The organism is Enterobacter sp. 237C8, assembly GCF_034106865.1.
GTDB classification, from domain to species: Bacteria; Pseudomonadota; Gammaproteobacteria; order Enterobacterales; family Enterobacteriaceae; genus Enterobacter; species Enterobacter asburiae_B.
Genome location: NZ_JAWNDF010000001.1, coordinates 551,918 through 578,150 on the forward strand (window position 1 = coordinate 551,918; position 26,233 = coordinate 578,150).

27 protein-coding genes and 1 pseudogene are annotated in these 26,233 nt (G+C 56.5%); 15 read left to right on the forward strand and 13 right to left on the reverse strand.

The annotated features are described in order from the left end of the window. Nucleotide 1 precedes the first annotated feature (1 nt). Nucleotides 2-913 (forward strand): glutathione ABC transporter permease GsiD, encoded by a 912-nt coding sequence (gsiD, locus tag USF70_RS02680; protein WP_024908682.1) that lies wholly within the window; start codon nt 2-4, stop codon nt 911-913. Nucleotides 914-1,026: 113 nt separating this feature from the next. Here gsiD and rimO read toward each other — a convergent pair whose 3' ends face one another. Beyond that, on the reverse strand, nt 1,027-2,352 hold the full coding sequence (rimO, locus tag USF70_RS02685; RefSeq protein WP_320735246.1) for a 30S ribosomal protein S12 methylthiotransferase RimO: 1,326 nt from the start codon (nt 2,350-2,352) through the stop codon (nt 1,027-1,029). Between the two features lie 265 nt (nt 2,353-2,617). Between rimO and USF70_RS02690 the strand changes: the two genes are divergently transcribed. From USF70_RS02690 to USF70_RS02710, 5 genes and pseudogenes are all read left to right on the forward strand, one after another. Beyond that, complete coding sequence (locus USF70_RS02690) at nt 2,618-4,117, forward strand: S-type pyocin domain-containing protein (RefSeq protein ID WP_033145026.1); 1,500 nt, start codon at nt 2,618-2,620, stop codon at nt 4,115-4,117. After that, nucleotides 4,114-4,371: a hypothetical protein gene (locus USF70_RS02695; RefSeq protein ID WP_126802266.1), complete on the forward strand. Its 258-nt coding sequence runs from the start codon at nt 4,114-4,116 to the stop codon at nt 4,369-4,371. The genes USF70_RS02690 and USF70_RS02695 overlap by 4 nt, the downstream gene beginning before the upstream one ends. Next, nucleotides 4,365-4,620 (forward strand): annotated as a pseudogene (locus tag USF70_RS02700) (bacteriocin immunity protein). The gene USF70_RS02695 and the pseudogene USF70_RS02700 overlap by 7 nt, the downstream one beginning before the upstream one ends. A 391-nt stretch (nt 4,621-5,011) precedes the next feature. Next, nucleotides 5,012-5,395, forward strand: a complete 384-nt coding sequence (gene bssR, locus USF70_RS02705) for a biofilm formation regulator BssR (protein WP_023310914.1) — start codon at nt 5,012-5,014, stop codon at nt 5,393-5,395. A gap of 106 nt (nt 5,396-5,501) precedes the next feature. Beyond that, on the forward strand, nt 5,502-6,620 hold the full coding sequence (locus USF70_RS02710) for a PQQ-dependent sugar dehydrogenase (protein WP_167818288.1): 1,119 nt from the start codon (nt 5,502-5,504) through the stop codon (nt 6,618-6,620). On the opposite strand, the gene USF70_RS02715 is transcribed toward USF70_RS02710, so the two are convergent. Beyond that, on the reverse strand, nt 6,621-7,247 hold the full coding sequence (locus USF70_RS02715; RefSeq protein WP_039261465.1) for a glutathione S-transferase family protein: 627 nt from the start codon (nt 7,245-7,247) through the stop codon (nt 6,621-6,623). A 240-nt stretch (nt 7,248-7,487) separates the two neighbouring features. Between USF70_RS02715 and dacC the strand changes: the two genes are divergently transcribed. Beyond that, nucleotides 7,488-8,693, forward strand: a complete 1,206-nt coding sequence (gene dacC, locus USF70_RS02720; RefSeq protein ID WP_032661393.1) for a serine-type D-Ala-D-Ala carboxypeptidase — start codon at nt 7,488-7,490, stop codon at nt 8,691-8,693. A 95-nt stretch (nt 8,694-8,788) separates the two neighbouring features. On the opposite strand, the gene deoR is transcribed toward dacC, so the two are convergent. From deoR to USF70_RS02735, 3 genes are all read right to left on the reverse strand, one after another. Beyond that, entirely contained in the window at nt 8,789-9,547 is a 759-nt protein-coding gene (deoR, locus tag USF70_RS02725; RefSeq protein WP_008503427.1) for a DNA-binding transcriptional repressor DeoR, read from the reverse strand. A gap of 67 nt (nt 9,548-9,614) precedes the next feature. After that, nucleotides 9,615-10,223, reverse strand: a complete 609-nt coding sequence (gene ybjG / locus USF70_RS02730; protein WP_320735247.1) for an undecaprenyl-diphosphate phosphatase — start codon at nt 10,221-10,223, stop codon at nt 9,615-9,617. Nucleotides 10,224-10,230: 7 nt separating this feature from the next. Further along, on the reverse strand, nt 10,231-10,959 hold the full coding sequence (locus USF70_RS02735; protein WP_058841660.1) for a phosphatase PAP2 family protein: 729 nt from the start codon (nt 10,957-10,959) through the stop codon (nt 10,231-10,233). A 168-nt stretch (nt 10,960-11,127) separates the two neighbouring features. Here USF70_RS02735 and USF70_RS02740 point away from each other — a divergent pair, with 168 nt between their 5' ends. Further along, nucleotides 11,128-12,360 (forward strand): MFS transporter, encoded by a 1,233-nt coding sequence (locus USF70_RS02740; protein WP_032661345.1) that lies wholly within the window; start codon nt 11,128-11,130, stop codon nt 12,358-12,360. A 67-nt stretch (nt 12,361-12,427) separates the two neighbouring features. Here USF70_RS02740 and USF70_RS02745 read toward each other — a convergent pair whose 3' ends face one another. Continuing rightward, nucleotides 12,428-13,240 (reverse strand): Cof-type HAD-IIB family hydrolase, encoded by an 813-nt coding sequence (locus USF70_RS02745; RefSeq protein WP_047061466.1) that lies wholly within the window; start codon nt 13,238-13,240, stop codon nt 12,428-12,430. Further along, nucleotides 13,230-14,444, reverse strand: coding sequence for an MFS transporter (locus USF70_RS02750; protein WP_033145034.1), 1,215 nt, complete (start codon nt 14,442-14,444; stop codon nt 13,230-13,232). Before USF70_RS02750 ends, USF70_RS02745 begins: the two co-directional genes overlap by 11 nt. A gap of 81 nt (nt 14,445-14,525) precedes the next feature. On the opposite strand from USF70_RS02750, the gene USF70_RS02755 reads away from it, so the two are divergent. After that, nucleotides 14,526-15,077 (forward strand): TetR/AcrR family transcriptional regulator, encoded by a 552-nt coding sequence (locus tag USF70_RS02755; protein WP_033145035.1) that lies wholly within the window; start codon nt 14,526-14,528, stop codon nt 15,075-15,077. Here the strand turns inward: USF70_RS02755 and USF70_RS02760 are convergent. From USF70_RS02760 to USF70_RS02780, 5 genes are all read right to left on the reverse strand, one after another. Continuing rightward, nucleotides 15,074-15,844: an SDR family NAD(P)-dependent oxidoreductase gene (locus tag USF70_RS02760; RefSeq protein ID WP_033145036.1), complete on the reverse strand. Its 771-nt coding sequence runs from the start codon at nt 15,842-15,844 to the stop codon at nt 15,074-15,076. The genes USF70_RS02755 and USF70_RS02760 overlap by 4 nt on opposite strands. Before the next feature lie 118 nt (nt 15,845-15,962). Continuing rightward, nucleotides 15,963-16,394, reverse strand: coding sequence for a glutaredoxin-dependent arsenate reductase (arsC, locus tag USF70_RS02765; protein WP_320735248.1), 432 nt, complete (start codon nt 16,392-16,394; stop codon nt 15,963-15,965). A gap of 12 nt (nt 16,395-16,406) precedes the next feature. Continuing rightward, the gene (locus tag USF70_RS02770) at nt 16,407-17,696 is read right to left on the reverse strand and encodes an arsenic transporter (protein ID WP_320735249.1); all 1,290 of its coding nucleotides are present in this window, start codon (nt 17,694-17,696) and stop codon (nt 16,407-16,409) included. 40 nt (nt 17,697-17,736) lie between these two features. Continuing rightward, nucleotides 17,737-18,057, reverse strand: a complete 321-nt coding sequence (locus USF70_RS02775) for a metalloregulator ArsR/SmtB family transcription factor (RefSeq protein ID WP_045142923.1) — start codon at nt 18,055-18,057, stop codon at nt 17,737-17,739. A 254-nt stretch (nt 18,058-18,311) separates the two neighbouring features. Then, nucleotides 18,312-19,997, reverse strand: a complete 1,686-nt coding sequence (locus USF70_RS02780) for an aspartate:alanine antiporter (RefSeq protein ID WP_014169303.1) — start codon at nt 19,995-19,997, stop codon at nt 18,312-18,314. A 273-nt stretch (nt 19,998-20,270) separates the two neighbouring features. Between USF70_RS02780 and USF70_RS02785 the strand changes: the two genes are divergently transcribed. Continuing rightward, nucleotides 20,271-20,645 carry an inner membrane protein YbjM gene (locus USF70_RS02785; protein ID WP_033145040.1) on the forward strand — a complete coding sequence of 125 codons (375 nt, stop codon included), beginning with the start codon at nt 20,271-20,273 and terminating at the stop codon, nt 20,643-20,645. Nucleotides 20,646-20,675: 30 nt separating this feature from the next. Here the strand turns inward: USF70_RS02785 and USF70_RS02790 are convergent, their stop codons facing one another. Next, nucleotides 20,676-20,945 carry a GrxA family glutaredoxin gene (locus USF70_RS02790; RefSeq protein WP_006809455.1) on the reverse strand — a complete coding sequence of 90 codons (270 nt, stop codon included), beginning with the start codon at nt 20,943-20,945 and terminating at the stop codon, nt 20,676-20,678. A 184-nt stretch (nt 20,946-21,129) separates the two neighbouring features. Here USF70_RS02790 and nfsA point away from each other — a divergent pair, with 184 nt between their 5' ends. The 5 genes from nfsA to potG all read left to right on the forward strand — a co-directional run bounded on the left by nfsA (nt 21,130) and on the right by potG (nt 26,230). Then, entirely contained in the window at nt 21,130-21,852 is a 723-nt protein-coding gene (nfsA, locus tag USF70_RS02795; protein WP_033145041.1) for a nitroreductase NfsA, read from the forward strand. Between the two features lie 69 nt (nt 21,853-21,921). Then, complete coding sequence (gene rimK / locus USF70_RS02800) at nt 21,922-22,824, forward strand: 30S ribosomal protein S6--L-glutamate ligase (protein ID WP_143347322.1); 903 nt, start codon at nt 21,922-21,924, stop codon at nt 22,822-22,824. Nucleotides 22,825-23,012: 188 nt separating this feature from the next. Continuing rightward, nucleotides 23,013-23,489 carry a YbjN domain-containing protein gene (locus USF70_RS02805; RefSeq protein WP_014169308.1) on the forward strand — a complete coding sequence of 159 codons (477 nt, stop codon included), beginning with the start codon at nt 23,013-23,015 and terminating at the stop codon, nt 23,487-23,489. Nucleotides 23,490-23,840: 351 nt separating this feature from the next. After that, the gene (gene potF / locus USF70_RS02810; RefSeq protein ID WP_023335062.1) at nt 23,841-24,953 is read left to right on the forward strand and encodes a spermidine/putrescine ABC transporter substrate-binding protein PotF; all 1,113 of its coding nucleotides are present in this window, start codon (nt 23,841-23,843) and stop codon (nt 24,951-24,953) included. 143 nt (nt 24,954-25,096) lie between these two features. Next, complete coding sequence (gene potG, locus USF70_RS02815; protein ID WP_024907855.1) at nt 25,097-26,230, forward strand: putrescine ABC transporter ATP-binding subunit PotG; 1,134 nt, start codon at nt 25,097-25,099, stop codon at nt 26,228-26,230. Nucleotides 26,231-26,233 lie beyond the last annotated feature (3 nt).

The window sequence follows — 26,233 nt, forward strand, 5'->3', positions numbered from 1 at the left end:
GATGCGATTGTTGAACTGGCGACGTCAGGCCGTTTTAAACGCGATGCCGGGGCTAAAACCGGACCACGTCCGCACCCCGTGGTCTGAATTCTGGCGGCGTTTTCGCCGTCAGCCGGTCGCGATGACCGCGGGGCTGTTTGTGCTGCTGCTGATTGCGGTGGCGGTGATTGCGCCGTGGGTGGCGCCGTTTGATGCGGAAAACTATTTTGACTATGACCGTCTGAACGACGGACCGTCGATGCTGCACTGGTTCGGTGTGGACTCACTCGGGCGCGATATCTTTAGCCGCGTGCTGGTCGGGGCGCAGATCTCGCTCGCCGCCGGGGTGTTCGCGGTGCTGATCGGCGCGGCCATCGGTACCGTGCTGGGCCTCGTTGCCGGGTATTACGAAGGCTGGTGGGACCGCATCATCATGCGCATCTGCGATGTGCTGTTTGCTTTTCCCGGCATTCTGCTGGCGATTGCCGTGGTGGCGATCATGGGCAGCGGCATGGCGAACGTCATCATTGCGGTCGCGGTATTTTCGATTCCGGCGTTCGCGCGCCTGGTGCGCGGCAACACGCTGGTGCTGAAACAGCAGACCTTTATCGAATCAGCCCGCAGCATGGGGGCCAGCGATGCCACCATCCTGTTCAGCCATATTCTGCCGGGTACGGTGTCGTCCATCGTGGTCTATTTCACCATGCGTATCGGCGTGTCGATTATCTCGGCGGCCAGCCTGTCGTTTCTGGGGCTAGGGGCGCAGCCTCCGACCCCGGAGTGGGGCGCGATGCTGAACGAGGCGAGGGCGGATATGGTGATTGCGCCGCACGTGGCGATCTTCCCGAGTCTGGCGATTTTCCTGACCGTGCTGGCGTTTAATCTGCTGGGGGACGGGCTGCGCGACGCGCTGGATCCGAGGATTAAGGGGTAGGCTTTTGCTTGCCCCTCACCCCGGCCCTCTCCCCAAAGGGGCGAGGGTGAAAAACCGCACCGAGCAGTCCCCTCTCCCCAGTGGGGAGAGGGTTAGGGTGAGGGGGAAGGAGATTAAACCCGGCTACCCCACAGGTCATATTCGTCCGCGTTTTCAACCTTCACGCGAATAATATCACCCGGCTTAACGCTGGTTTCGCCGTTCAGGTACACCGCGCCGTCGATTTCCGGGGCGTCCGCCATGCTGCGGCCAATCGCGCCTTCTTCGTCCACTTCGTCAACGATGACCATGATCTCGCGGCCCACTTTTTCCTGCAGACGCTCGGCAGAGATCTGCTGCTGCAGCTGCATGAAGCGGTTCCAGCGCTCTTCTTTCACCTCTTCCGGCACCTGGTCCGCCAGCTCGTTGGCGGTAGCGCCTTCAACCGGGCTGTACTTGAAGCAGCCTACGCGGTCCAGACGGGCTTCTTTCAGGAAGTCGAGCAGCATCTGGAAGTCTTCTTCGGTTTCACCCGGGAAGCCGACGATGAAGGTGGAGCGCAGGGTCAGATCCGGGCAGATTTCACGCCACTGCTTGATACGCGCCAGCTGGCGATCAACGGATCCAGGACGCTTCATTAGCTTCAGGATACGCGGGCTGGCGTGCTGCAGCGGGATATCCAGGTACGGCAGAATTTTGCCTTCCGCCATCAGCGGGATCACGTCGTCAACGCGCGGATACGGATAGACGTAGTGCAGACGCGTCCAGATACCGAGTTTAGACAGCTGTTCGCACAGGCCTACCATGCTGGTTTTCACCGGCTCGCCGTTGTGGAAACCGGAGCGGTGTTTAACGTCCACGCCGTAAGCCGAGGTGTCCTGGGAGATGACCAGCAGCTCCTTCACGCCCGCGTCGGCCAGACGTTTAGCTTCCGCCAGCACTTCGCCAATCGGACGGCTCACCAGATCGCCACGCATGGACGGGATGATGCAGAAGGTGCAGCGATGGTTGCAGCCTTCGGAAATTTTTAAGTAAGCGTAGTGGCGCGGCGTCAGCTTCACGCCCTGCTCTGGCACCAGGCTCAGGAACGGGTTGTGCTTTGGTTTTGGCACGTAGTGATGAACATGTTCCAGCACCTGCTCGTAGCTGTGCGGGCCGGTGATCTCCAGCACCTTCGGGTGCACTTCGCGGATCTGGTCTTCTTTCGCGCCCAGACAGCCGGTAACAATCACTTTGCCGTTTTCCGTCAGGGCCTCACCGATGGCTTCCAGTGATTCCTGAACCGCGCTGTCGATAAACCCGCAGGTGTTCACGATCACCATATCGGCGTTGTCGTAGCTTGGCACCACGTCATAGCCCTCGGTGCGCAGTTCGGTCAGGATGCGTTCGGAATCCACGAGGTTTTTCGGGCAGCCCAGGGAGACGAAGCCGATTTTCGGCTGGTGCGTAACATTGCTCATAGGTTAAAAATTGTTCGATTTTTGGAATGGTCAGGGCAGGGATTCTACAGAGTTTGGGGGGAAATTTGTACTGAAGAATTGTGCTCGCGGCAGGTTTTCGGTGCCAACCGATTCTTCTGATTAAGAAACGATGTTTTGATTAGAACTAATGCCTATTTTATGTCTGGTTATTGCTTGTAAAATGGCCTAGTGGATTATTTTTATAACAAGTAGAGGGACTTATGCAACAGTACAAAAGAGAATTTTCTGAACTAAGGCGGTCACTATGGCATCTGTAAACAGAGGCTGTATTGTTCACGGTAAAAATGTTGGGCTAGACGGGGATAAAACCTCTACAGGCTCACGATGCATAGCCGCACGCCCTGGTATGTCTGTCATGGGAAAGTGGAAACTCTATATCGGCGATAAGACCACACCTTGCCCGAAATGTGGGAAAATCGGAGTCATTGTTAGTGGAGATCACCGACAAACGAACGGCGAAGCGGTCGCCGTTGATGGTTCAATCATCCATTGTGACTGTCCAAGTGGATCGAACTTCCTGATCGCCCCTGGCACTGTGGAGATCAGCGATCCGTTCGGTATGTCAGAACCTCCAGTAAACAATGCTGTTGCCGTTACTGCCCTTAGTGCTCTACCCGTTTTTGCAAAATCATGTTTGCGAGGTGAAGGCTGCACTGACGCAGGAACTGATCAGGAATCTGTTGATAATTTCGGTCATGTTGGCTACTACCGAGCACTTCCTCAACCGGAACAAACAGAATCGGAACCCGTCCAACACGCGCAGGCTGCAAAGAAACTCAAACCAGCCGAACCGACTCCACCACCAGAAGATAACCGCCCGTGGTATAAGCGCCTTTACAGTTCCTCGGATGCCCCGAAAGCGGCTGCGAGCGCAGGGATCGCCACTGATGCAGCAACTGAGGCCGGATACGCAGCAGTGCAAAAAATCGGAGGAAATCTTTCAACGGCTGGTCGCTGGATAGCCCCGAGTCCTCCAACCGTTTTTCTATTTGGCATGTTCTACTCGCCAAAGCTCAACAGTGGCGAACAGGACTACATTGATAAAATGCGCCTTGAGCAGGCCGCACGGAATAAAGAAGATGTTCTGACCCGTGTTCGCTTTCGCTGGGAAGCTGACCAGTTCGGCACCATGAGGCCGAAAGGCTTCCACGTCAGCGCCAGAGGTGGACAGGACAAAGTGCCTGTGCGCATGCTTCAGAAGAACACCACCACCGGGAACTATGAGTTCTGGGAGGATGGCGCAGATAAGCCGACAATCGTTTGGACTCCTGACGATCCGGGATATTCTTCCCCGACCAACACTGGCAACCAGAACAATGTCTATATTCCTCCGAATGTACTGGTTTACCCGGAAAGTGAAATCAACAGCCCGTGGTCAACAGTTAACCCAGCACCGGGAGAACGTTCATTCCGGGATTATATTCTGGTGCATCCAGCAGGGACCTTTGATCCGATTTACGTCTATCTGAATGCGGATCACAAATACCACACAGCACCAAAAGGGACCCCACCATTACCAGCATTCCCTGATGCGAAAAGAGCACCACGTAAGACAGCTATTCAAGGTGGCGGACAACTTCGGGCAAGATGGAAAGATGCCAAAGGTAAAATTTATGAATGGGACTCTCAACATGGCACAGTCGAAGTTTATGATCGTTCGGGCCGCAACCATTTAGGCGAGTTCAATCACATAACAGGTGAGCAAACCAAGCCAGCAGATCCAACCAGAAAGGTAGAAAAGTGATGATAATTTATTCTGTGGAAGTTTTTGATAAACAAAGCGAAGAGTTGGTTTTAGAGGTTGAGATCCCTAAGAGCAAACTGAAAGGAGTTGCTGCTGTCATGGGGTGGGGGCCGGATGACGAAGATGCATTTGTCAAAGGCATCGCAGGGTTCAATGTTAGCCAAAAACAGGCATTGGATTTAGAAAATTTACTCGGCGAAAAATTCTATTCGGAAGACGTTATCGTGCAAATCGCTGGCGGGGAAACATCTTGAAGCGGTCATTCAGTGACTACACAGAAAACGAGTTCCTGGAGTTCGTCCGTAAATTCTTTAACGTTGCGGACATTTCAGAAAGTGAAGATATAAAAACATACTGGAGTTTAAGCACCTGACCGAGCACCCTGACGGGTCTGACCTTATCTACTACCCCCGATATGACCGTGAAGATAGTCCTGAAGGGGGGGTAAAGAGGTTAAAGCATGGCGTAAAGCCAACGGTAAACCCGGCTTTCGTGAAGAATGAATTTGCGGGAGACAGCATTAAATATTGATTCAAGCGCCGGGTTTTTATCCCGGCTTTTTTTCGCCTAAGCCAGTCATACTGGGGATTAGAAAAAAAGCAGCAATGTATTATTTTAGACTTTCGGGCAGCCCAGGGAGACGAAGCCGATTTTAGGCTGGTGCGTAACATTGCTCATAGGTTAAAAATTCATCAATTATGGAGTTATCAGGGCGGGATTTTACAGCGTATCGCGGGGGATTTATACACTCTTTGCAAGGCGGATGCGCCGGGCAGACGTTGTAACATTGTAAATAATGTTAATCAGTTAATAAAAATTGATCCCAGGCATTAAACTGTACAAAAAATGTACTTATCCTGATTATGCACAATGGCTGACAGAGGAGGAAAGAGCATGACCGTTGACAGACTAAAACGCGATCTGCTTAACAAGCTGATCAACGCCCGAATCGACCTGGCCGCGTACCTGCAGTTGAGGAAGGCAAAAGGGTATATGTCAGTCAGCGAAAGCGAACATCTGCGTGATAACCTGTTTGAACTTTGCAATTTCATGCGTGAAAAAGCACCGACCCTGAAGGCGAAATACGGCGAAAGTGAGCTGATCGCCCTGCGCCGCGCCGCTGAGGTACTTTCCATCGCTGGGGTATGTTTGATGAACGGACGCCACGACTGCCCGAATTTTATCGCTGTTAACGCGGAGAAGCTTGAAAACTGCCTGACCACGCTCTCTCTATGCATCATGTGCCTGAACGAGCACGAGAAGCTTGAACAGCACTGACCCAGGGGGAGGCAACTCCCCCTTCTGATTAAGCTTTTGTAAAAGTGGTAACGCGCCCGGATGCAGTGGCTAACCTTTATGCCATATGCCGATAAAGGAGCGTGTTATGCCTCGATCCTCGCTAATTTCCCTGCCTGCGCTGTTCATTCCGTTTTCGCTTCTTGCGGCCCCAGAGGCAGTCAAGGTCGAGGTGCTGCAAAACAAACTCGATCATCCCTGGTCTCTGGCGTTTCTGCCGGACAATAAAGGCCTGCTGGTGACCCTGAAGGGCGGTCAGCTCAAACGCTGGCAGGCCGGAAAAGGGCTGTCCGATCCGATTGTCGGCGTGCCGAAGGTCTGGGCAAACGGTCAGGGAGGATTGCTGGACGTGGTCCTCGCCCCGGATTTTAAAAAATCACGCCGCATCTGGCTGAGCTTCGCCGAAGCCGGGAGTGACGGCAAGGCCGGAACGGCGGTGGGCTATGGCCGACTGAGTGACGATCTGACGCGCATTGAAGCCTTCCAGGTGGTGTTCCGCCAGATGCCGAAACTCTCCACCGGTAACCATTTTGGTGGGCGACTGGTGTTCGACGGCAAAGGCTCGCTCTTTATCGGACTCGGCGAGAATAACCAGCGTCCGACGGCGCAGGATCTGGATAAATTGCAGGGTAAAGTGGTGCGCCTCACCGAAGACGGAAAAGTGCCGCCGGATAACCCGTTTGTGAATACCCCCGGCGCGCGACCCGAAATCTGGTCTTACGGCATTCGCAATCCGCAGGGGATGGCGATGAATCCCTGGAGCGACGCGCTGTGGCTGAACGAGCACGGTCCGCGCGGCGGGGATGAGATCAACATCCCGGAGAAAGGAAAGAACTACGGCTGGCCGCTGGCGACGCACGGCATTAACTACAGCGGTCTGAAAATTCCGGAAGCCAAAGGCGAGCACGTTGAGGGAACCGAAAAACCGCTGTTCGTCTGGAAAGTGTCGCCTGCCGTGAGCGGTATGGCGTTTTACAACAGCGACGTTTTCCCGCAGTGGAAAAACAAGCTGTTTATCGGCGCGCTGAAGGAAAAGGACGTTATCGTGCTGAGCGTGGAGGGCAATAAGGTCACGGAGGACGGGCGAATTCTCGGCGACCGGGATAAACGTATTCGCGATGTGCGGGTGGGGCCGGACGGCTATTTATACGTTCTGACCGACGAGACGGACGGGCAGCTGTTAAAAGTCAGCCCGTCCGGTGCGTAATCAGGTGACCGGGATCATTACCACGTTGCGGTACGCCGGGCGATCGCTTAGCTGTTTTAGCCAGCGCTCAAGGTGAGGGCGCGGCGTCCACTTCAGGCCGAGGTTGGTCAGGTTCCAGACGAACGGCGCCACGGCAATATCGCCCACGCCGAACGCCTCACCGGAGAACCAGGCGTGCTTCGCCAGTTCGTCATCCATCATCGCAAACAGGTTTTCACACGCATCCTGAGCGGCATGAATGGCAGGGTAGTCGCGCTCGGCTTCAGGGGTTCTGACTAACCCCATCAGGATCACGCGGTGGGTTGGCGATAGCGTCTGGTTCGCCCAGTCCATCCACTTTTCACCCTGGGCGCGACGGGCCGGGCTTTCAACCCACAGGCGGCCCTGACCGTACTGGGCGGCGAGGTAACGGACAATGGTGTTGGATTCCCAAAGCGTCGCGTCGGTTTCATCATCGCGCAGCAGCGGCACCAGGCCGTTCGGGTTCATGGCCAGATAGTCGGCCTCTTTGTTCACGCCGAACGACATGCCGGCCATGATTTGATTGAACGGTAAATCCAGCTCCTCAAGCGTCCAGAGCACTTTCTTAACGTTGGTCGAGTTGTTCCTGCCCCATAGCGTAATCATATTTACTCCTGATGAGATGTGAATCCGGGTCAGCTTTCGCCATGGTGAGATAAACCTAACAATTACGCAACAGAAGACAAAAAAATCGTCTGAATCAAAGCGTATCTGAATGTTATTGCATAAACTTTAATAACTTTACCCTCGTTGGGTTTCTTTAACCGTTTTAGTGCGCTATTACTCATCGCTTCTTGCGACACGGTGATGTGACGTAATTTTTGAATGGACACTCGGGTGGCATTTATGACGCGTAAAATGACTTCTCTGCGCAGCCTTGCGACAGGCTCTGCGCTCCTTTTCCTTTTTGCACCAACGCTCTACGCAGCTGAACAGGCTGCGCCCGAAGCGCCGCCTGTGGATGCGCGCGCCTGGATCCTGATGGACTACTCCAGCGGTAAAGTGCTGGCGGAAGGCAACGCGGATGAGAAACTCGATCCGGCAAGCCTGACCAAAATCATGACCAGCTATGTGGTCGGCCAGGCGTTGAAAGCGGGCAAGATCAAGCTGGACGATATGGTCACCATCGGGAAGGATGCCTGGGCGACCGGCAACCCGGCGCTGCGGGGCTCTTCGGTGATGTTCCTGAAGCCGGGGGATCAGGTCTCCGTTTCCGATCTGAACAAAGGGGTAATTATTCAGTCGGGAAATGATGCGTGCATCGCGCTGGCCGATTACGTTGCCGGCAGCCAGGATTCTTTCATTGGCTTGATGAATGGCTACGCGCAGAAACTGGGCTTAACCAACACCACGTTCAAAACGGTTCACGGTCTGGATTCGCCGGGACAGTTCAGTACCGCGCGCGACATGGCGCTGCTGGGGAAAGCGCTGATCCACGACGTGCCGGATGAATACGCCATCCATAAAGAGAAAGAGTTTACCTTCAATAAAATCCGCCAGCCGAACCGCAACCGCCTGCTGTGGAGCAGCAACGTTAACGTGGACGGAATGAAAACCGGCACCACGGCGGGCGCGGGCTATAACCTGGTGGCCTCCGCGACCCAGGGCGACATGCGCCTGATTTCGGTGGTGCTGGGCACCAAAACCGACCGTATTCGCTTTAATGAGTCAGAAAAACTGCTGACCTGGGGCTTCCGCTTCTATGAAACCGTGACGCCGATTAAACCGGATGCCACGTTCGTCAGCCAGCGCGTCTGGTTTGGCGACAAGAGTGAAGTCAATCTCGGGGCGGGTGAAGGCGGCTCGGTGACCATTCCGCGCGGTCAGCTGAAAAACCTGAAGGCCAGCTATACCCTGACCGACCCGCAGCTTACGGCTCCGCTGAAAAAAGGCCAGGTGGTCGGGACGATTGATTTCCAGCTAAACGGTAAGTCGATTGAACAGCGTCCGCTGATTGTAATGGAGGCGGTGGAAGAGGGCGGCTTCTTCAGCCGGATGTGGGATTTCGTGATGATGAAATTCCACGGGTGGTTTGGCAGCTGGTTTAGCTAAGTTTTTTGCCGGGTGACGCTGCGCTTACCCGGCCTACGTTTTTTCTCCCTCTCCTGTGGGAGAGGGGCGGGGGGCGGGCATCAGACCGCACCCTCTTAATACATTAACTTCACCTGCTGCGCCTTCGCGTGGGCCACGATCTCGTCGTCCGGGCGGCAGTCGCTGACGATGGCATCGAACTGCGCCAGCTCGCCCATTCTTGCCGAACGCACCTTGCCAAACTTGCTGTGATCGACCACCAGCACATGATACTGCGCCGCGCTTAACGCCCAGTGCTTCACCGGTAATTCTTCCAGGTTAAAGCAGGTCGCACCCTGACGCACGTTGACGCCTGCGGCGGAATAAAACGCGATATCCGGGCAGAGATTGCTGAGCGTATCCTGCAGGTTGAGCGGCTTAAAGATGGCGTTGCTGGCGTGAAACTCACCGCCGCAGAGGATCACCCGGCACTCCGGTTTCTCCTGAAGCGCCAGAAAGGTGTTCAGGGAGTAGCACACGGCGGTAAAAGGGATGCTGCTGTCGATGGCTTCGATAATCCACGGCGTGGTGGTTCCGCAGTCAAAAAACAGCGTCTGGTGCGGCTGTACCAGTGAGGCCGCAAGCCGGGCGGCTTTGCGTTTCTCTTCCACCAGGCGCGTCTTCTGGTCGCTGATCAGATAATGGCTGGCGCTACGCGGCTCAAGCACAATATACCCGCCGAGCAGCACGACGGGCGCGCTTTCGCTGTTCAGATCCCGACGAATGGTCATCTCTGAGACGCCGAGGAGGTTGGCGGCTTCCTTAAGATGCAGCTTATCGCTGCGCTTCAGCGCCTGTAGCAGCTGAGCAATGCGGTCATCGCGACGTGTTTCCATAGTTCCTCGGGATAAAAAAGTGAACCCCCGCAGGGCGGGGGTTCAAGTGTAACCTGTCAGGTTGGGGTTAGTCACGTATCCAGCCTTTGCGGATCGGGATAGCGAAAATGGCGCGATAAAGCGAAGACAGCGTGCGGTAAAGCGCTTCGCCAAAGAGGCTCCACAGGATAGCCGCGCTCACGCAGCCAATCAGCCCCACCAGGAAACCGCCCACCATATCCAGCGGCCAGTGAACGCCCAGGTAAACGCGAGACCAGGCAATTGCCAGGGCCGCCACCATCAGGACCGCACCGGACCACAGGCGATGCCAGAACAGGAAAGCCAGCGCGAAGGTAAAGATCACCGTTCCGTGATCGCTCGGGAACGAGTCATCCGGCGCGTGGTGCAGGAAGGTATAGCCGACATGATCGACAAAAGGACGATCGTGCGGGAACGCATGGCCGAGAATGTAGCTGACCAGGACGCTTACCCCGAGCGCCATCGCGACTTTAATCACCAGCTGGCGCTGCGCCTTCACCTGGCTGCGGGGACCCCACAGCCAGAGAATCGCAGCCAGTGTAGGCACGATGCTGATCAGATCTTTTGCCAGAAAGGTGGCAAAATCGATCGTCCACTCAGGCGAGGCCGGCGTGGCGTTGATCAGATAAAACAGCTGATAATTCAGATTCTCTAACATAGCGTTATCACTCTTTAGCAAACCGGATGGAAATAAGTCCGTAGACCACCACCTGGGAAAACCAGACCCACCACCCGGCCCACAGGTTGTGAGAGAAAAAATGCGCCCCGCGCATGACCTGGCCGTAGCCCATCGCCAGACCTAACACCACGCCCAGCGCGACGAAGCACCAGGCGAGACGCGGACGCTCGCGCCAGAAGGCAAAAAACAGCCCCATCACCATAAAGCCGCTGGATGCATGACCGCCGGGAAAACAGCGCCCCGGACCGCTGTCAGCAGGGACGGCGCTGAACAGGGGATAAGACATAGCCTTACCGCCATATTCCACCAGATCCCACGGGCAGCTGTGATGGCTCACGCTTTTCAGCACGCCTACCACCAGCGCGCCAACGCCCATCAGTAGCGCCGCCGTCACCAGCCTTGCGTTGCGCTTGTAGGCGCCGTAAAACAGCGCTACGGCACCTAAGCCGATGGCGATGTACTTCGCCAGTCGGTGGTTCAGCAGATCCAGCAGGTGGTCCTTCTGGAGCGGAAAGCTCTGCGTTGCCGCGTCATACCAAAAGCCGGTGATCCATCTGTCGAGCGCTTCACTGCGCGATAGCCACGTAAAGACCACGGCAAGGGCGATCAGTACGAAAAGCTGATAACCATAAAAGCGGGTCGGTAAGCGGTAAAGTCGTTTTGTCTTATTTGTCTGTAAGTTAGACAATTCTGAACGGCTGGAGGTGAGTGCCATAATTTGGGATCGTTGACGAGTAATCGCGCTATCATAAAAGTGTCAACTTAAGGAAACCTTAAACGAAGACGATATGTGCTTTATTTCTGTTTATCCTCGATAAATCACTATCTCGGGCTGCGGCATTTCATTAAACTCGTCGCGATTTTGTCATTATAAAGAGATTGCATGTTAAACCGTTCTTCTTCTGGTTCACGTCTGGGTCGTCAGGCGTTGCTTTTCCCTCTGTGTCTGGTGCTCTACGAATTCTCTACCTATATCGGCAACGATATGATCCAGCCCGGTATGCTGGCCGTTGTGGCGCAGTACAACGCGGGTATTGAGTGGGTGCCGACCTCCATGACCGCCTATCTGGCCGGCGGCATGTTTTTACAGTGGCTGTTAGGCCCGCTGTCGGATCGTATTGGCCGTCGTCCGGTAATGCTGACGGGCGTGGTGTGGTTCATCGTCACCTGTCTCGCCACGCTGCTGGCGCAAAACATTGAACAATTTACCCTGCTGCGTTTCCTGCAGGGGGTGAGCCTGTGCTTTATCGGCGCCGTGGGGTATGCCGCCATTCAGGAGTCGTTTGAAGAGGCGGTATGTATCAAAATTACCGCGCTGATGGCGAACGTCGCGCTGATCGCCCCCTTGCTCGGGCCGCTGGTGGGGGCCGCGTGGGTGCACGTTGCGCCGTGGGAAGGGATGTTTGTGCTCTTTGCGCTTCTCGCCGCCTTCGCGTTCTTTGGCCTGCACCGGGCGATGCCGGAAACGGCCACCCGCATCGGCGAGAAACTCTCGCTGAAAGAGCTGGGTCGGGATTACAAAGAAGTGCTGAAGAATGGCCGATTTGTGGCGGGCGCGCTGGCGACCGGGTTCGTTAGCCTGCCGCTGCTGGCGTGGATCGCGCAGTCGCCGGTCATTATCATCAGCGGTGAAAAGCTCAGCAGCTACGAGTATGGCCTGCTGCAGGTGCCGATCTTTGGCGCGCTGATTATCGGTAACCTGGTGCTGGCACGCCTGACGTCACGCCGGACCGTGCGTTCCCTGATTATCATGGGCGGCTGGCCGATTGCGGCAGGGCTGATTCTGGCTGCGGTGGCGACCGTCGCGTCATCCCACGCCTACCTGTGGATGACGGCGGGGCTGAGCCTCTATGCCTTCGGAATTGGCGTGGCCAACGCCGGGCTGGTGCGCCTGACGCTGTTTGCCAGCGAGATGAGTAAAGGCACGGTGTCAGCGGCGATGGGAATGCTGCAGATGCTGATTTTTACCGTCGGTATTGAAGTGAGCAAACATGCCTACGCGATGGGCGGCAACGGGCTGTTCAGCCTGTTTAACCTCGCCAACGGCGCGCTGTGGGTTGGCCTGATGGTGGTGTTCCTGAAAGATAAACGCGTCGGGAACGCCCTGCAACCATAATCTTTTTTCCCTCTCCCCTTTGGGGAGAGGGCCAGGGTGAGGGGTGAGGGCGCCAGACCGCACGCGGTCAATTAAACGGTGCCTCCCCGTTCAACACCTTCTCAATCACGTTTAAAACGCCTTCATCGTTATTGTGCGGCGCTTCAAAACGCGCGGCCGATTTAATATGCGGTCTGGCATTCGCCATCGCAAAGCTGAACCCGGACTGGCGCAGCATCTCCACGTCGTTGCCGCTGTCGCCGAAGGCCACCACTTCGCTGTCGTCTATGCCCCAGCGCTTTTGCAGGATCCGCAGGCCGTTAGCTTTATGCACGCCGGGGATAATCAGATCGATACTGCCGTGACCGGTGGTGACGGGCACCATGATGTCGCTCAGCTTTTCATGCAGCAGCGCCTGAATCCGCGGAATTTCATCGTCAGAGACGTTAAGCCCGAACTTGAAGAAAATATCGTTCAGGTTATCGAAATCGCTGACCATTTCGAGGCGGTGGTAATACTTCGCCGCGATATCCTTAAAGCCCTCGTCATAGCATTTCAGCGTGTACGCGCTGCTTTTCCCGCAGGCGATGATCTCAATGCCCGGAACCTCGTTTAGCACGTTCGCGACGGTCTCGAAATGGGCTTTCGACAGTTCGCCGTTAAAGACATCTTCACCTTCGCTCACGACCCAGCCGCCGTTTTCGGCGACGAACGCAATCTCATGCGCAATCTCCGGGAAAAAGGAGATCAGCTGGTAATACTGGTTGCCGCTGGCGACCACGAAGCGGATTCCTTGCGCCTTCATGCGGGCGTACTGCGCCAGAAAGCGCGGCCGATTATAGGTCTTGGCATCGCTCAGAAAAGTACCATCCATGTCGACGGCGATCAGTTTAACGCTCATATCCCTTCTCCAGTGTCGTTTGATTCGTTTCCGGCTTTGCCACCGCGCGCGCCACCAGCGCGGCGATGATGACCAACCCTAACACCACCAGCATGGCGCTGCGCAGCCCGTAGTGCTCGCCGAGGAAGCCGAGCAGCGGCGGCCCGACCAGGAAGGCGAGATAGCCCGTGGTCGCCACCACGCTGACGCGCGTCGGGGCATCCGGGCCGGTGTCGCTGGCGGCGGAAATGGTCAGCGGGAAGCCAAGTGATGCCCCCAGTCCCCAGAGGATCACGGAAACGCCCGCAATCCAGTCCACGTCCACAAAGATGATCATCGCGATACCCAGGCCGCCGAGCAGGGCGCTGGCGCGCACCACCGCCACGCGGCTATAGCGGTCGATAAACCAGCCGCCGGTGAAGCGCCCGACGGTCATCCCCAGCGTAAACCCGGCGTAAATCAGCGAGCCGGAGGTCGGGCTAAAGCCGTGACCGTCCACCATCAGCAGCGGCAGCCAGTCGTTGGCGGAACCTTCCGCGAACGCCATCGCCAGCACCACCACGCCGATCAGCATCAGCTGGAAGTCGCGGTAGAAGGGCAGCCCTTTTTCAGCCGAGTGCTGTTCGTCAGCGGAGTTTTTACCGGTGCCGTCCGGGATGGCCCGGATGCCGGTCAGGATCGGAATGATGCACACCAGCGCCGCCAGCAGGATATGCAGATTCGCGCTTACGCCGGTGGCCGTCAGCGCCATCCCCACGCCCGCACCGGCCAGCGTGCCGAGGCTGTAAAAACCGTGCATCATCGGCAGCACGGTTTTATTCATCTCACGTTCGACCGCCGCCCCTTCCACGTTGATGGCAACTTCCGCCGAACCGAAGCTGCCGCCAAATACCGTCAGGCCCAGGGCGAACAGCACCGGCGAGGCAAACCACAGCGCCACGCTTAATATGCCCATCCCGAACACGGCAAAGCACATGGTGGTGCGGATCACCGCTCGCGTACCAAAGCGCTTTACCAGCCACGCGGAGCAGAGGATGCCGCTCATGGAGCCTATCGACAGGCCGAACAGCACGATGCCCATCTCGGCGGTAGAAACGGACAAAATATCGCGAATGGCGGGGGTGCGCGTGGCCCAGGAGGCCATCAGCAGGCCGGGAATAAAGAAGAACATAAACAGCGCCCACAGGCGTCGCTGCAGGGCTTTACGGGGAGAGGTCTTCGTCATTGGGGTAGCACCAGAAGTACAACAATAGCGACAACACTAGCAAGTTTGTGTACATTTGTACACAAACCACGTGAGGAATTTATGAGCAGACCACCGAACGATCCGCATCGCCGGGAGAAGATCCTGCAGGCAACGCTCGATACCATTGCCGAGCACGGCATTCACGCCGTCACGCACCGTAAAATCGCCACCTGCGCGGGCGTGCCGCTGGGGTCGATGACCTACTATTTCGACGGCATGGAGCCGCTGCTGGAGGAGGCCTTCACGTGGTTTACCCGGCAGATGTCGCAGCAGTACCGGGATTTCTTCGCCGGCGTCACCGGGCCGGAAATGGCGTGCGAATCCATCACCACCCTGATCCACAGCTCGCAGGTGACCACGCCGCACAACATGGCGCTGATGTATCAGCTCTACGCCTTTATGCACCGCAGCGCGGCGCTCAAAACGGTGATGCAGGACTGGATGAAAATGAGCCAGACCACGCTGGAGCAGTGGTTCGACCCGGTTACCACCCGCGCCCTGGACGCGTTTATCGAAGGGATGACGCTGCACTATGTCACCGACCGGGCGCCGTTAACGCGCGAAGAGATCCGGGCGATGGTGGGGAGAATTGCGGGCGAGGGTGGCCGCTAGGTTGCGCCCGCGGTCATATTGACGGTGGTTCCCGTCATAGCGCCTGCCGCATCTGAGGCCAGAAACGTAATCGTGTCTGCCACCTGTGCCAGCGTCGGCAGGCGACGCGTCAGGGTGCTTTGCGCGGCACCGCTGAGAAACTGCTCAACCGTAATCCCCATCGTCTGCGCCCTGGCGGCGAAAATGGCTCCCACATACGAACCCGCCTGCACCGCGTCTGCTATCGCGTGCGAACGCACGCACAGCACGCGAATATTTTTTGTCCCCAGTTCCGCCGCCAGCGCCCGGGTCAAGGCTTCCGTTCCCGCGCAGCCGACGATATGCCCGAGGTGGCCCGCGATCGTCATGTTCGCGGCAGGCGCGACGACGGTAATAATGACTCCACCATGCTCGCCGCCCATGCGGGGCGACACGGCTTTCGCAATGTTAAAGTAGGCAGCCAGGAAGGGATCAAAACCCTGCCTGAACTCATCAAGCGTTAACGCCTCAAGGCGTTTGCCCTGATCGTGCATAAAGCCCGTGGCGTTGACGACGATATCAATGCGGGCAAGGTCGGGGAGCAGCGAGGACTCCTCGAGCGCATCGAAAACAAACGTGCTGGCAGAACCGCCCGCGGCGCGAATGCTGCTGGCGACCTGCTCCAGCCTGGCGTGGTCGCGTGCGGCGAAGTACACATCCGCCCCTTCACGCGCCAGAGCGTGCGCCACTGAACTGCCGATGACGCCGCTTCCGCCAAAGATAACGGCGGTTTTGTTCTTAAAGCCCATAGCTGCATACCCTCACCAGGATTAACCCTCAGAAGTATGTGCCGGGTTTCGGCTGATGCAACCTGGCAGATGGGTGGGGTATGCGGCTGGAAGGCCTTACTGCGCCATTATCAACGGGTTACTTTGGCGATATTTTTTTGCCGCTGGAGTCCACGACGGCTTCACCATCTTCTTTCGTAAACGCCCCTTTCTGCACATCCGGCAGGATGTCGAGGACGACTTCAGACGGTCGGCACAGGCGGGTGCCCAGCGGCGTCACCACGATCGGACGGTTAATCAGGATCGGGTGCTGCAGCATAAAATCAATAAGCTGGTCGTCGGTGAACTTATCGTCGGCAAGGCCGAGCTGTTCATAGGGCTCCACGTTTTTACGCAGCAGATCCCGCACTGAAATGCCCATCTTGGCAATCAGGGTGGTCAGCTTATCGCGCGACGGCGGGGTTTCCAGATAAAGGATAATCTCTGGCTCCGTCCCGCTGTTGCGGATCATCTCCAGCGTGTTGCGCGAGGTTCCGCAGGCGGGGTTGTGGTAAATGGTGATGTGGCTCATATCAGTGACTCATTACAGTGTGAAGGAGAGACGTAGCGCCAGCGCGGCGAGCGTCACAAACAGGACCGGCAGCGTCATAACGATGCCCGTCCGGAAATAGTAGCCCCAGGTGATCGTCATGTTTTTCTGCGCCAGCACGTGGAGCCAGAGCAGGGTGGCGAGGCTGCCGATAGGCGTGATTTTCGGCCCCAGATCGCAGCCAATCACGTTGGCGTAAATCATCGCTTCCTTAATCAATCCTGTCGCCGTACTGCCCTCGATGGAGAGCGCGCCAATCAGCACCGTGGGCATATTGTTCATTATGGATGACAGAAACGCGGTGATGAACCCGGTTCCCAGCGTGGTGGCCCACAGACCGTGTCCGGCCAGGCTATCCAGTACGCCTGAGAGATATTCCGTCAGCCCGGCATTGCGCAGGCCATACACCACCAGATACATCCCCAGCGAGAAGATGACGATTTGCCACGGCGCGCCGCGCAGCACTTTTCCGGTGTTTATCGCATGTCCGCGTTTTGCGACAGCGAATAAAATCAGCGCGCCGACGGTCGCGATGGCGCTGACCGGAATGCCGAGAGGTTCAAGCACAAAGAAACCGACGAGCAGAAGCAGCAGGACGATCCAGCCCGTTCTGAACGTCGGGAGATCGTGAATGGCCCGCGCGGGCTCGCGGAGTTTTGCCAGGTCATATTCCGGGGGGATTTCCTTGCGAAAGAACAGATGCAGCATCACCAGCGTTGCGGCAATCGCGGCGATATCTACCGGGATCATCACCGAGGCGTATTCGCTGAACCCCAGCTTAAAGAAGTCTGCCGACACGATGTTGACCAGGTTAGACACAATCAGCGGCAGGCTGGCGGTATCGGCGATGAAGCCCGCCGCCATCACAAACGCCAGCGTGGCCTGCTTGCTGAACCCCAGCGCCAGAAGCATGGCGATGACGATAGGGGTCAGGATCAGCGCCGCACCGTCATTGGCAAACAGCGCCGCCACGGCTGCGCCCAGCAGCACGATATACGTAAACAGCAATCGCCCGCGACCGTTCCCCCAGCGGGCAACGTGCAGCGCCGCCCACTCGAAAAAGCCGGACTCATCCAGCAGCAGGCTGATGATGATGATGGCAATGAACGTTGCCGTGGCGTTCCAGACGATATTCCACACGACCGGAATATCGTTAATGTGAATCACGCCGCTGGCCAGCGCCAGTACGGCGCCGATAGTCGCGCTCCAGCCGATACTGAGCCCTTTGGGCTGCCAGATGACCAGTACCAGCGTAAACAGAAAAATAGCCCCTGCCAGAAACATCTTCTACTCCGTTATATCTGTTTTTGTGAATGTGTTTTGCCTAGCACGAGCCTGAAAGTCGGTTTTTAAGCTTCATGCGCGTCTCTTCCCGCAGGCAGTTCCAGCTGTTGTCGATAACGGTTGCCGCCCATGCAGGCATGTTGGGAGACAAACGGTAATGGACCCATTTCCCCTCGCGACGGTCGATAACCAGCCCGGACTCGCGCAGCAACGCCATGTGGCGGGAGACCTTAGGCTGCGACTCGGTGGTTGCGGAGCAGAGATCGCAGACGCACAGCTCGCCCGCTTCGCGGAGCAGCATGACGATGGCGAGCCGCGTTTCGTCGGAGAGGGTTTTAAAGAGCTGGAGTGGGTGGAGCATGGGCGTTCCTGCAGGTGGAATGATTTATATATGTTTAATCATATATGTTTTGATTGCAGGATAGAAGCGGAGATGAGAGGTACGGGAATTTCAGGCAACAAAAAACCCATCAACCTTGAACCAAAACGGCGGGGTTGATGGGCTCCACAAATTGGGGACATCAAAGAAAAGCAGTGGCACTAGTTATGACTGCCCCCTGATAAAAAAGTTCTGCGCGTGACGAAAATAATTTTCCCCGCGCGCAAACTTAGGAGTTATCCGAGTCCGGGCCAGATGATGATGATCAGCGTACCCGCCAGGGTCAGCAGCACGTTAGCGATAGCGTACGTGCCCGCATACCCCAGCGCCGGGATGTTGCTGCGCGCGGTGTCGCTGATGATTTCCATGGCCGGCGCACAGGTACGTGCGCCCATCATCGCCCCGAACAGCAGGGCGCGGTTCATGCGCAGCACGTAGGCGCCGAACAGGAAGCAGATCACCACCGGCACCAGGCTGACGATAAGTCCGGAAACCAGCATCTGCCAGCCAACGGCGCCCAGGCTGTGGCCGATGCCGCTTCCCGCGCTTAAGCCGACGCCCGCCATAAACACCATCAGACCGAACTCTTTCACCATGTTCAGCGCGCCCTGCGGAATGTAGCCGAAGGTTGGGTGGTTGGCTCGCAGGAAGCCCAGCATGATCCCGGCGAACAGCAGCCCGGCGGCGTTACCGATGCCAAAACTGAAGTTGCTGAACTGGAAGGTGATCATCCCGATCATCAGGCCAACGATAAAGAAGGCGCAGAAGGCCAGCAGGTCGGTGACCTGGCTGTGAATGGAGATAAAGCCGATGCGGTCGGCAACGGTTTTCACGCGTCGCGCGTCGCCGCTGACCTGCAAAACATCGCCTTTGTTGAGCACGACGTTATCGTCGATCGGCATCTCAATCTGGCTGCGGATCACGCGGTTGAGGAAGCAGCCGTGGTCGGTCAGCTTCAGCTGCGCCAGACGGCGGCCCACGGCGTTATGGTTTTTCACCACGATCTCTTCGGTGACGATACGCATGTCGAGCAGATCGCGATCGAACACCTCTTTGCCGTTACGGAAGCTCGGGTCGAGACGGGCGTGGGCGTCCGGGTAACCCACCAGCGCGATGTCGTCGCCCATCTGCAGCACCGCGTCGCCGTCCGGGTTCGCCAGAATGCCGTTGCGGCGGATACGTTCGATATAGCAGCCCGTCTGGCGATAAATCCCCAGCTCGCGCAGGTTTTTGCCGTCAGCCCATGCCACCAGCTCTGGCCCGACGCGATAGGCGCGGATCACCGGGAGATAGACTTTACGTTTGGAATCGGTATCGAGACCGCGCTCGCGCGCGATTTGCTGGGCGCTGGTCTGCAGATCCTGATGCTGAAGTTTTGGCAGGTAGCGCGCGCCGACGATCAGGCTCACCAGACCAATCAGATAGGTCAGGGCATAGCCCAGGCTCAGGTGGTCGAGGGCGGTAGAAAGCTGCGCGCCGGCCATACCGGAATGGCGCAGGGTATCACCGGCACCCACGAGCACGGGGGTGGAGGTCATGGAGCCTGCCAGCATACCGGCCGTTAACCCGATATCCCAGCCAAACAGTTTACCCAGCCCTAACGCGATCAGCAGCGCGCTGCCAACCATCACCAGCGCCAGCATCAGATAATTTTTGCCGTCGCGGAAGAAAATTGAAAAAAAGTTCGGTCCCGCTTCCACGCCAACACAAAAAATAAACAGCATAAAGCCTAAGTTGAGCGCGTCCGTGTTAATGCTGAAGTGCTGCTGGCCTAATAATAAGGAGACGACTAAAACGCCAATGGAATTACCAAGTTGAACTGAACCCAGGCGCAATTTACCCAGGCAGAGGCCCAGCGCCAGTACCACAAATAATAACAGGATGTAATTCCCATTTAACAAGTCTGCGACGTTTATATTCACGGAGGCTAACTTCTTGTTTACCAGTAAGTTGTTGAATGAAAGGACTATTTGGGCTACTGTTTTCTGAGCCAGGGAACGTGTTCAACCCTCCCTGTTACCTAATTTATTCCCTAAAACATTAGCTGGCCGATAGTTTAATCGTATTAGCTACTGACAGCTACCTATTATCGCATCACCCTGTGCGTACTTTGGCAAGGATTGCCGCATTGCTTTATCTGACTGGGCGTCTACCCGACGAAGGTGTATTTGATAGAGATAAGTCAGGAGGATAGTTTGAACATTAAACGAAACTGGGCGGGGGTGATCAGCTGCTTTTTGCTGTTTACCGTCGTGTGCATGTCGCTCGCTTTTAATGTGAAGGGGGCATTCAGGGCTGCCGGACACCCGGAGCTGGGGCTGCTCTTTTTTACCCTGCCGGGAGCGGCAGCCAGTTTTCTTTCCCGTAAAGGAGAAGTGGTCAAGCCGCTTATTGGCGCAATGCTGGCGGCACCGCTGTGTCTGCTGCTGATGCGCATGCTGTATGTGTCAACGCGAAGTTTCTGGCAGGAGATGGCGTGGTTGCTGAGCGGCGTCTTCTGGTGCGCCCTCGGCGCCCTGTGCTATTTGTTTGTGTGCAGCCTGATTAAGCATCGACGGCACCACAAATAAAAACGCCCTCCGGGTGAGGGCGTCTTCGCATTACTGGGCGGCAAACAGGCCCAGATGCTCTTTGGCGTAAGCTTCAAAGTCAGTGCAACCGCCGATGTGTTTCTGATCGAGGAAGATCTGCGGTACGGTTTCAACCGGCTTGCCGACGGTTTTTTCGAGATCCGCTTTGGTGATGCCTTCCGCGTGGATGTCCACGTAGCGGAAGTTGAAGTCATCGCGCTCTTCGGTCAGTTTCTCAGCCAGCTCTTTCGCGCGCACACAGTAAGGGCACCCTGGACGACCAAAAATTACTGCAAACATTTCTCTCTCCTCAAAAAACAAGCCTGACGGCGAATAGGACATATAGTGCCCGATAACCTGCCGCCATTAAAGAAGGTTTCGCCTGTCGCTTTGATACAGTAAGGCTATGTTTCGCCAATTACACCGCGCAAATCATTGCCTATACTGGCTGCCATAAGGTTTAAGCAAGACAAAGAGAGACAAGATGACGCCAACCATAGACCTGCTCACATCCCACCGTTCCATTCGCCACTTCACCGATGAGCCGATTACCGAGGCGCAGCGCGAAGCGATTATTAACAGCGCCAGGGCGACCTCCAGCTCCAGCTTTCTGCAGTGTAGCTCGATTATCCGCATTACCGACCCGGCCATGCGTGAACAGCTGGTCGCGCTGACCGGCGGACAGAAGCATGTGGCCCAGGCCGCGGAGTTCTGGGTGTTCTGCGCCGACTTTAACCGCCACCTGCAGATCTGCCCTGAGGCCGAGCTGGGGCTGGCCGAACAGCTGCTGCTGGGCGTGGTGGATACCGCACTGATGGCGCAAAACGCCTTTACGGCGGCAGAGTCGCTGGGATTAGGCGGTGTCTACATCGGTGGCCTGCGTAACAACATTGAAAGCGTGACCGAGCTGCTGAAGCTGCCAAAACACGTCCTGCCGCTGTTCGGCCTGTGCCTCGGCTGGCCTGCGGATAACCCGGATCTGAAGCCGCGTATTCCTGCCGCCATGCTGGTGCACGAAAACCACTACCAGCCGGTCGATCAGGACGTTCTGAATCAATATGATGAAGAACTGGCGAACTACTACCTGACGCGCGGCAGCAATAACCGTCGCGATACCTGGACTGACCATATTCGTCGCACCATCATTAAAGAAAACCGCCCGTTTATTCTTGATTACCTGCACAAACAGGGCTGGGCGACGCGATAGTCCATTCCGCCTGCGCCTGCCTGCGTATATGATATGCAGGCTTTTTCCATGTCTTCAGAGAGGTGCAGGGTGAAAATTGCCATATTGTCCCGGGATGGAACGCTCTATTCATGTAAGCGCCTGCGAGACGCGGCGGCGAAACGCGGGCATCAGGTTGAGATCCTCGACCCGATGTCCTGCTATATGAACATTGACCCGGCCGCCTCGTCGATTCACTACAAAGGCCGCAAGCTGCCGCACTTTGATGCCGTGATCCCGCGCATCGGCTCCCAGATCACCTATTACGGCACCGCCGCGCTGCGCCAGTTCGAGATGCTGGGCAGCTATCCGCTCAATGAATCCGTCGCCATTTCGCGCGCCCGCGACAAGCTGCGCTCGCTGCAGCTCCTCGCCCGTCAGGGGATCGATCTCCCCGTCACGGGGATTGCCCATTCACCTGACGACACCAGCGATCTCATCGACATGGTGGGCGGCGCGCCTTTGGTCATCAAACTGGTGGAAGGCACGCAGGGCATTGGCGTAGTGCTGGCGGAAACGCGTCAGGCGGCGGAGAGCGTGATTGACGCCTTTAGGGGCCTCAATGCCCACATCCTGGTGCAGGAGTACATCGAAGAGGCGAAAGGGCGCGATATTCGCTGCTTCGTGGTCGGCAATGAAGTGGTGGCGGCCATCGAGCGCCAGGCGAAAGAGGGCGACTTCCGCTCTAACCTTCACCGCGGCGGCGTGGCGCGGGTAGCTCATATTAGCGATCGCGAACGTGAAATTGCCGTAAAAGCGGCGCAAACCCTGGGGCTGGACGTGGCGGGCGTAGACCTTCTGCGGGCGACGCGCGGGCCGCTGGTCATGGAGGTGAACGCTTCGCCGGGGCTGGAAGGCGTAGAAAAAACCACAGGTGTCGATATTGCAGGTAAAATGATCGCATGGATCGAGCGTCATGCCACGCCAGGCTACTGTCTGAAAACGGGCGGTTAAATGGTATTGAACGCACTTTTTGCGTAATCTATACCCTAAATAATTCGAGTTGCAGGAAGGCGGCAAGGGAGTGAATCCCCTGGAGCTTACATTAGTAAGTGACTGGGGTGAACGAGCGCAGCCAACGCACATGCAACTTGAAGTATGACGGGTATATGCGAAGTTTTTAATTAAGAGGCTGCACAGCGATGGATTTACAGGTCGTACCTACACTGGATACGTTACGTCAATGGCTTGATGATGCCGGAATTACGTTCTTCGAATGCGATTCCTGCCAGGCGCTGCATCTGCCTCATATGCAGAATTTCGACGGCATTTTCGATGCCAAAATCGATCTCATTAACGACGTGATCCTTTTCTCCGCGCTGGCCGAAGTGAAGCCGTCCGCGCTGCTGGCGCTGGCCTCCGACCTGTCAGCGATCAACGCCAGTTCTTTGACGGTGAAAGCATTTCTCGACATACAGGATGATAATCTGCCAAAACTGGTCGTTTGCCAGTCTTTATTCTCCGGTGCCGGGCTGTCGTTCAAGCAGTTCTCCTGGTTTATGCGCTTGAGCGAAGAGCAAATTTCCATGGTCATGATGGAAGCCAATGCACACCATCTGCTGTATAGCGCGGAAGATGATGCAGAGAATAATGATGCATCTCCCAATTTTCTTCACTGAACCTGTCTGACTTTTGCGCAGTCGCTGCCATAGCGGCTGCAGAAGGCCATTTTTTCTGCTGCTTTTAACCTTTCTTTAAAGAATTTTTCACCTCCCTGAAGGCCGTTTCGGCTTATCACGTAGACATAACCTGCATAAAAAATTGATAAAAGGCGTTTTTTCGTCTGGGCTATAGCCGGAGACACGGGCTACAGTTATTCTTGCGATGCTTAAAAAAGCGAGCGGAAGCTGCCGGGTAAAGAGGTTTCTTTTTATTTTGGGCAGAGCGACAAACTATGCATGATTATTGCATATCTTCAGATTGCACAGTTTTAGTTCGTTTGTTAACGAGCTTTCAGAAGGAATAAAGATATGATCGCCTTGAATAAAAAATGGTTATCGGGTCTGGTTGCGGGTGCTCTGATGGCCGTCTCTGCCGGCACGCTCGCTGCGGAACAAAAAACGCTGCACGTTTACAACTGGTCTGACTATATCGCGCCGGACACGGTGGCGAATTTTGAAAAAGAGACCGGCATTAAAGTGGTCTACGACGTGTTCGATTCCAACGAAGTGCTGGAAGGAAAACTGATGGCGGGCAGCACCGGGTTTGATCTCGTGGTGCCTTCCGCAAGCTTCCTTGAGCGCCAGCTGACGGCAGGCGTCTTCCAGCCTCTGGACAAGAGCAAGTTACCGAACTGGAAAAACCTCGATCCGGAAGTGCTTAAGCTGGTGGCGAAGCATGACCCGGACAACAAATACGCCATGCCTTACCTGTGGGCGACCACCGGTATCGGCTACAACGTGGATAAAGTCAAAGCGGTGCTGGGCCCGGACGTCAAGCTGGACAGCTGGGACGTGGTGCTGAAGCCGGAAAACCTTGAGAAGCTGAAAAGTTGCGGCGTCTCCTTCCTCGATGCGCCGGAAGAGATTTTCGCCACCGTGCTGAACTACCTGGGCAAAGACCCGAACAGCAGTAAAGCCGATGATTACACCGGCCCGGCGACCGATCTGCTGCTGAAGCTGCGTCCAAACATTCGTTACTTCCACTCGTCTCAGTACATCAATGACCTGGCGAACGGCGACATCTGCGTCGCGATCGGCTGGGCAGGGGACGTGTGGCAGGCGGCTAACCGCGCGAAAGAGGCGAAAAACGGCGTGAACGTCTCTTACTTCATTCCGAAAGAGGGGGCGCTGGCCTTCTTTGACGTCTTCGCGATGCCGGCTGATGCGAAAAACAAAGACGAAGCGTATCAGTTCCTCAACTACCTCATGCGTCCTGAGGTGATCGCCCACATCAGCGACCACGTTTACTACGCGAACGGTAACAAGGCCTCCGTGCCGCTGGTAAGCGAAGAAATCCGTAACAACCCGGCTATCTATCCGCCAGCGGATGTGTTCGCCAAGCTCTTCACCCTGAAAGTGCAGGATCCAAAAATTGACCGCGTGCGTACCCGCGCGTGGACCAAGGTGAAAAGCGGTAAATAACGGCGTTGGGTATTGTTGCCCGGTGGCGCTGTCGCCTACCGGGCCTGTACAACCCGTAGGCCGGGCAAGCGTTAGCGCCGCCCGGCGATGCGCACCCTGACGGTGCGTTTGCACCAGTACTGATCTATGCCGGAGAACACCCCGTGAATGACGCGATCCCCCGCCCGCAGGCGAAAGTCCGTAAAGCGCTGACCCCGCTTCTTGAAATTCGTAACCTCACCAAATCTTTCGATGGCCAGCATGCCGTGGATGACGTCAGCCTGACTATCTATAAAGGCGAGATTTTTGCCCTTCTGGGGGCTTCTGGCTGCGGTAAATCGACCCTGCTGCGTATGCTGGCCGGTTTTGAACAGCCCACCGCCGGGCAAATCATGCTTGATGGCGTGGATCTCTCCAGCGTGCCGCCGTATCAGCGCCCGATTAACATGATGTTCCAGTCCTACGCGCTGTTCCCGCACATGACGGTGGAGCAGAACATCGCTTTTGGCCTGAAGCAGGACAAGCTGCCGAAGGCCGAAATTACCGCGCGCGTGGCCGAGATGCTGAGCCTGGTGCACATGCAGGAGTTCGCGAAGCGTAAGCCGCACCAGCTCTCCGGCGGCCAGCGCCAGCGTGTGGCTCTGGCTCGCAGTCTGGCAAAACGCCCGAAATTATTGTTGCTCGATGAGCCGATGGGCGCGCTGGATAAAAAACTGCGCGACCGTATGCAGCTCGAAGTGGTGGATATCCTCGAGCGCGTGGGGGTGACCTGCGTGATGGTGACCCACGACCAGGAAGAAGCGATGACCATGGCCGGACGCATCGCGATCATGAACCGCGGGAAGTTCGTGCAGATTGGCGAGCCGGAAGAGATTTATGAGCACCCGACCACACGCTACAGCGCGGAGTTTATCGGCTCGGTCAACGTCTTCGAAGGGCTGCTGAAAGATCGTCAGGAGGATGGCCTGGTCATCGAATCGCCGGGGCTGCAGCATCCGCTTAAGGTCGATCCGGATAACTCCGTGGTGGACAACGTGCCGGTCTACGTCGCGCTGCGTCCGGAGAAGATCATGCTCTGTGAGGATCCGCCTGCCGATGGCTATAACTTTGCCGTGGGCGAAGTGGTGCACATTGCCTATCTGGGCGATCTGTCTATCTACCACGTGCGGCTGAAAAGCGGGCAGATGCTCAGCGCGCAGCTACAGAACGAACATCGCTACCGCAAGGGGCAGCCAACATGGGGTGACGAAGTGCGCCTGTGCTGGGATGCTGACAGTTGCGTCGTGCTGACGGTATAAGGA